Source organism: Roseomonas rosulenta (genome assembly GCF_016106005.1).
In the GTDB taxonomy this organism is placed as follows: domain Bacteria; phylum Pseudomonadota; class Alphaproteobacteria; order Acetobacterales; family Acetobacteraceae; genus Neoroseomonas; species Neoroseomonas rosulenta.
Map to the genome: position 1 here is coordinate 1 of NZ_JACADR010000283.1, position 5641 is coordinate 5641.

6 protein-coding genes and 1 pseudogene are annotated in these 5641 nt (G+C 72.1%); 5 read left to right on the plus strand and 2 right to left on the minus strand.

The window, feature by feature from the left end; all coding sequences use genetic code 11:
* A pseudogene (locus HW578_RS22120) lies at nt 1–425 on the minus strand (septum site-determining protein MinC); the annotation flags it as partial.
* Nucleotides 426–704: 279 nt separating this feature from the next.
* On the opposite strand from HW578_RS22120, the gene HW578_RS22125 reads away from it, so the two are divergent.
* Genes HW578_RS22125 through HW578_RS22145 form a run of 5 tightly spaced genes read left to right on the plus strand, consistent with a single transcriptional unit; the run spans nt 705 to nt 4385 of the window.
* Nucleotides 705–1610, plus strand: a complete 906-nt coding sequence (locus HW578_RS22125) for an ABC transporter substrate-binding protein (protein ID WP_198372879.1) — start codon at nt 705–707, stop codon at nt 1608–1610.
* Nucleotides 1611–1612: 2 nt separating this feature from the next.
* Complete coding sequence (locus tag HW578_RS22130) at nt 1613–2050, plus strand: acyl-CoA thioesterase (protein ID WP_198372880.1); 438 nt, start codon at nt 1613–1615, stop codon at nt 2048–2050.
* 60 nt (nt 2051–2110) lie between these two features.
* Nucleotides 2111–3073 carry a D-2-hydroxyacid dehydrogenase family protein gene (locus HW578_RS22135; protein ID WP_198372881.1) on the plus strand — a complete coding sequence of 321 codons (963 nt, stop codon included), beginning with the start codon at nt 2111–2113 and terminating at the stop codon, nt 3071–3073.
* Nucleotides 3070–3915: an alpha/beta hydrolase gene (locus HW578_RS22140; protein ID WP_198372882.1), complete on the plus strand. Its 846-nt coding sequence runs from the start codon at nt 3070–3072 to the stop codon at nt 3913–3915. Before HW578_RS22135 ends, HW578_RS22140 begins: the two co-directional genes overlap by 4 nt.
* On the plus strand, nt 3912–4385 hold the full coding sequence (locus HW578_RS22145) for an MOSC domain-containing protein (protein WP_198372883.1): 474 nt from the start codon (nt 3912–3914) through the stop codon (nt 4383–4385). The genes HW578_RS22140 and HW578_RS22145 overlap by 4 nt, the downstream gene beginning before the upstream one ends.
* 11 nt (nt 4386–4396) lie before the next feature.
* Here the strand turns inward: HW578_RS22145 and HW578_RS22150 are convergent.
* On the minus strand, nt 4397–5641 hold a 1245-nt coding region (locus tag HW578_RS22150), incomplete at its 5' end, for a hypothetical protein (RefSeq protein WP_198372884.1).

The window sequence follows — 5641 nt, forward strand, 5'->3', positions numbered from 1 at the left end:
GGCGGCGGCGCGGGCGGCGGGGCGATCGGTTCGGCCGGCGCTGCGGCGGCCGGCGCGGGGGCAGCCTCGTCGCTCTCCTTGCCGCCGACGCTGCGGATCGGCGGCAGGCCGAAGGCCATGGCGGCGTTGCGCATCTCGGGCGTGCCGCCGGTGGTCCCGATCGGCACGATCTCGAGCCCACGCAGACCCTCGATGAGACCTGCGAAATCGACGCTGTTCGGCGGCACCTCGAGGTCGGCCAGGCCGAGCACCACCGGGGCAAAGCGCAGGAAGCCCGGCGCGCGGCGGAACTGGTCGCCGATGGCGGGCACCACCGCCTCCGGCCGCGGGTCCAGCAGGCGCAGCACCAGCAGGTTGAAGTTCGCCCCGCGCAGGCGGAACGGCTCCAGTCGAGGCGATGTTTCAGGCCGGGGCGCGGCGAACATGGGGGTTCCCGAGGCGTTGGATCAGCGCGGTCGATACCCAGGGATTGTGGCCCAAGGCGCCGACACACACCAGATGTAGCGTCATCACGAGTCCCGGCGAAGGGCTCGGGGGCTCCCCCCTGTCCGGGCAGGGGGTTATGCCGCGATCTTGCCAGGACACGCCAGCGGCGAATCGGCGGGGCTGGCGTGCGGGCCATGCGCGGCGCGCAGCCAGGGCGGGGTCTGGTGCGCCGGCGCGGGCCTGCGCAGGATGCGCCCCGGCCACCAGGGGGACCCGCCGTGCAGCCCATCATCCTCAACGAGCCCTTCCGCGCCGTGTTCTACGCGCCGTTCTACGTGGCCGAGGCGCGCGGCCTCTTCGCCGCGCAGGGCGTCGAGGTGCGGCGCGACACCGCGGGCGACCCCAACAAGGCCGCCGACAACCTGCTGAGCGGCGCGGCCGACATCGCCTGGTCCGGCCCGATGCGGCCGATGCTGCTGCGCGACCGCGACCCTTCCTGCCCGCTGCGGTCCTTCTGCGCGGTGGTGATGAAGGACCCCTTCCTGCTGGTCGGGCGCGGCGCGCGGCCGGGCTTCGCGCTGGCGGACCTGCCGGGGCTGCGCTTCGGCACGGTCAGCGAGGTGCCGACACCCTGGTGGTGCCTGCAGGATGACCTGCGGCGCGCGGGCATCGACCCGGATGCGCTGGACCGCGTGACGGATCGCTCCATGGCCGAGAACATCGCCGCCGTGCGCGAGGGGCGGCTCGATGTCGCGCAGGTCTTCGAACCGCATGCGGCGCTGGCCGAGGCGGCGGGGCTTTCGGTCTGGCACCGCGCGGCTGATCGCGGACCCTCCGCCTACACCGCCTTCTACGCGACCGAGACGCGCATCGCGGAACGCCAGGCGGAATTCGCCGCCATGATCCGCGCCATGGCGGCCGCGCTGGCGTGGGTTGCACAGGCGCCCCCGGCCGAGATCGCCGCCACCGTCGCGCCGATGTTCCCCGAGGTGCCGCAGCCCGCGCTGGCCGCGGCGCTGGCGCGGTATCAGTCGCTGGCGCTCTGGGCGCCGAACCCGCATTTCCCGCGCGCCGCCTTCGACCAGTTGCAGGGCGCGATGCGCTCCGCCGGCGTGATCAAGGGCGCGCCGGCCTTCGAGGTGTGCGTGGACGAGGCCATCGTGACCCGCGCCCTGGGCGGCTGAGCATGTCGAAGGACCGCGGCACCCGCGCCGACTACCGCTTCTTCCTGGCGATCCCGACGCGGTGGATGGACAACGACGTCTATGGCCACGTGAATAACGTGACCTACTATTCGTGGTTCGACACGGTGGTGGCGCGCTTCCTGATCGACACCGGCTTCCTGCACATCCCGACCGCGCCGGTGATCGGCCTGGTGGTCGAGACGCAGTGCCGCTACTTCGCGCCCATCGCCTTCCCGGACCAGGTGACGGCCGGGCTGCGCTGCGGGCGGGCGGGCAATACCTCGGTGCGCTACGAGATCGGCATCTTCCGCAACGAGGACGAGGTCGCGGCGGCCGAGGGCCACTTCGTGCATGTCTATGTGGATCGCGCGACGCAGAAGGTGCCGACACCGCTGCCCGCCCCGCTGCGCGCTGCGCTGGCGGGGATAACGCCCGGCTGAACCCCGCTTGCGCAACGGCCGCCGCCGCGCCATGCACGCGCCACCAGCAGGAGACGCCCCATGCCCGACGCCATCAAGCGACTAGCCATCCTCGACGACTACCAGGGTGTCGCCATGTCCATGGGGCCGTGGGACAGGCTCCCGGGGCTCGAGGTCACGGTGTTCCGCGACACGATCACCGACCGCGCCGCGCTGGTGCAGCGCCTGGCCCCCTTCGACGCCATCCTCGCGATGCGCGAACGCACCCCCTTCCCCCGCCCGCTGATCGAAGCGCTGCCGAACCTCCGCCTGCTGGTCACCACGGCCGCGCGCAATCGCTCGATCGACGCGGCGGCCTGTGCCGAGCGCGGCGTCGTCTTCTGCGGCACGCCGTCCTTCGGCGACCCGACGGTGGACATCACCTGGGGGCTGATCACCGGCCTGATGCGCGACCTGCCGGCGCAGCAGGCCGCGCTGCGCGCCGGGCAGTGGCAGACCTCGGTCGGCTGGGGGCTCGAAGGGCGCACGCTCGGCGTGGTGGGCCTCGGCAAGCTCGGCGCCCGCGTCGCGAAGGTGGGGCTCGCCTTCGGCATGAAGGTCGTGGCCTGGAGCCAGAACCTGACCGAGGAACGCGCGGCGGAGGTGGGCGTGACCCGCGTGGACAAGGCGACGCTGCTGTCCACGGCGGATGTCGTGACGCTGCACCTGATCCTGTCGGACCGCTCGCACGGCATCGTCGGCGCGGCGGACCTCGCGCAGATGAAGAAGACCGCCTTCATCGTGAACACCTCCCGCGGGCCGCTGATCGACCAGGACGCGCTGATCGCCGCACTCAAGGCCGGCACCATCGCCGGCGCGGGCATCGACGTCTTCGACATCGAGCCGCTGCCGCCCGGCCACCCGATCCTCGCGGCGCCCAACACCTTCCTCACGCCGCATCTCGGCTATGTCACGCAGCAGAACTACCGCGCCTATTACGAAGGCACGGTCGAGGCGATCGCCGCCTTCAATGCCGGGGCGCCGGTGCGGGTGATCGCGCCATGAGCGCCGGCACGCCCTACGCCTTCGCGGAAGGCTGGCGCTACTGGTCGCAGAAGGACCGCGACGACGCCTACAACAACACCGACATGGTGGCCGACAGCGCCGCGCAGATCGCCGCGCGCAATGCGCTCTCGGCGGAATTCCGCGCCGCGCATGCGGGGCATCTCGACCTGCCCTACGGCCCGGCGGAGCGCGAGAAGTGGGACCTGTTCCCGGGCGCCGATCCCGCCGCCCCCTGCCTCGTGTTCATCCATGGCGGCTACTGGCAGCGCAACCGGCGGGAGGATTTCGCCATCCTCGCGCAAGGCGCGCTGGCCATGGGCTGGTCGGCCGCACTGCCAGGCTACACCCTGGCACCAGAGGCGTCCCTCACCACCATCGCCTGGCAGGTCAGCCGCGCGCTCGATTGGCTGAGCGCGGAAGGCCCCGCGCATGGCATCGCCGGGCCGATCGTGGTCTCGGGCTGGTCGGCGGGCGGGCACCTGGCGGCGCTCGCCGCGGAGCACCCGGCGGTGACCGCCGCGCTCGCGATGTCAGGCATCTACGAGCTCGGCCCGATCCGCGACACCTACCTCGATGAGAAGCTGCGGCTGACCGAGGCTGAGATCGCCGACCTCTCGCCGATCCGCCGCCCGGTGGTGATGAAGCCGATCGCCATCGCCTATGGCGGCGCGGAACTGCCGGAACTGCGCCGCCAGTCGCGCGTCTTCCACCGCATCCGGGCCGAGGCGCAGGCGCCCGGCGCGCTCGTTCCCATCCCCGGAGCCGACCATTTCCGCGTGCTGGAATCGCTGTGGAACGTGGATGGCGCGCTGACCCGCGCCGCGGCGGAGTTGCTGCGATGAGCCACGACTTCACCGGCGTGCTTCTCGCGATCCACATCGCGCCCGAGGCCAGCGCCCCCATGGTCGAGCTCGACGCCGCGCGCCTGATCGAAGGCGTGGGCATCGAGGGCGACCGCTACGCCACCGCGCGCGGCACCTACAGCCACAAGCCGCACCCCGACCGCCAGGTCACGCTGATCGAGATGGAAACGCTCGACGCCCTGAAGCGCGACCACGGCATCGACCTGCGGCCGCACGAGACGCGGCGCAACCTCACCACCGCGGGCGTGCCGCTGAACCACCTGGTCGGGCGGGAATTCCGCGTGGGCGATGTCGTGCTGGTCGGCGGGCGGCTGAACGTCCCCTGCCAGTATCTCGAGGACCTGCTGGGCAAGCCGGTGTTCAAGCCGCTGATCCATCGCTCGGGGCTGAACTGCCTCATCGTGAAGGGCGGCACCATCCGCCCGGGCGATTCGATCCGGCCGCTGTAGCGCCGCTCAGCTCAGCTCAGCCCGGCCTTGCGCAGCCCGGCCAGATAGAAGTCGAGCTCGGCGGGCATCTGCAGCGGCGAACGCTCACGCGCCTTGCGGATGTTGAAGTCGGGCTCGAGGACGATGAGCTTCGCCAGCACCTCGGCCGCCTGGCCCCGCCGCCCGAGATGCCCCAGCGCCGAAAGCCACAGCTTGTAGGGGAAGGTGAAGCCGGCATGCAGCGCCGTCACCTGGCGCGCATCGGCGTCCACCTCCTCGAAGCGGCGCAGCATCAGCAGCGGCACCAGCCGCGCGGCGTCGAAGAAGAAGGCATGCGGGTGCAGCGGCGCCAGCTTCTTGTACTTCTCCCAGCGCCGCAGCGCCTCGACGTGCTCGCCGCGGTAGGACAGCGTGAGCGCTGAGAAGACCCAGGCCATGGGCAGGTTCGGGTTCAGCGCCAGCGCGCGTTCATACAGCGTCACCGCCTCGGCCACGCGGTGGTGCAGGAAGGCGCGCACATGCCCCAGGATGGACAGCGCCTGCGCATCCGAGGGGTCGAGGGCGACGGCACGCGAGGCGAGCTCCTCGCTCTTGGCCAGCACCTCGGTGCCCGCCTGCGCCCAGCCCTGCCCGACCAGGAACAGGTGCCAGTAGGCATGCCAGGCGAAGGCCGGCGCGTAGTCGGGCTCGAGCCGCGTCGCCTCCGACAGCAGGCTGCCCGCGAGCTCGTAGGATTGCCGGTCGAGCCGGTAGATCGCCGGGATCGCGCGCAGCAGCAGGTCATAGGCAGTGGCATGGACCTGCGGGCGGGTGGCGGCGCGATTCGCCTCGATCAGCAGGATCTCGGGGTCGACGCGGGCGACCACCTCGGCGGCGATCTCGTCCTGCAGCGCCAGGATGTCGCCGGCGTCGCGATCGAACCGCTCGGCCCAGACCACGGCATCGGGCGGGCGGTGGTCGGTCAGGCGGAGCGTCACGCGCACCCGGTCGCCGGAGCGCTGCACCGTGCCCGAGAGGGTGAAGTCGAGGTCGAGCTCCTCGTTTACGCCCTCCTGCCGCTCGGCCGCGGCGATCGAGGAACTGTCCACCAGCACCAGCCAGCGGAAGCGCGCGAGTGCGGCGGTGATCTCCCCCGCGAGCCCGAGCGAGACCTCGGCATCCGATTCGCCACCCAGGACGCGGAAGGGCATGACGCCGAGCCGCGCGCCGCGGGCGGCGGAACGGCGCACCGGGCGGGGCGGCGGCGTGGCGACCTCGCCGCGCAGCGATTCGGCGAG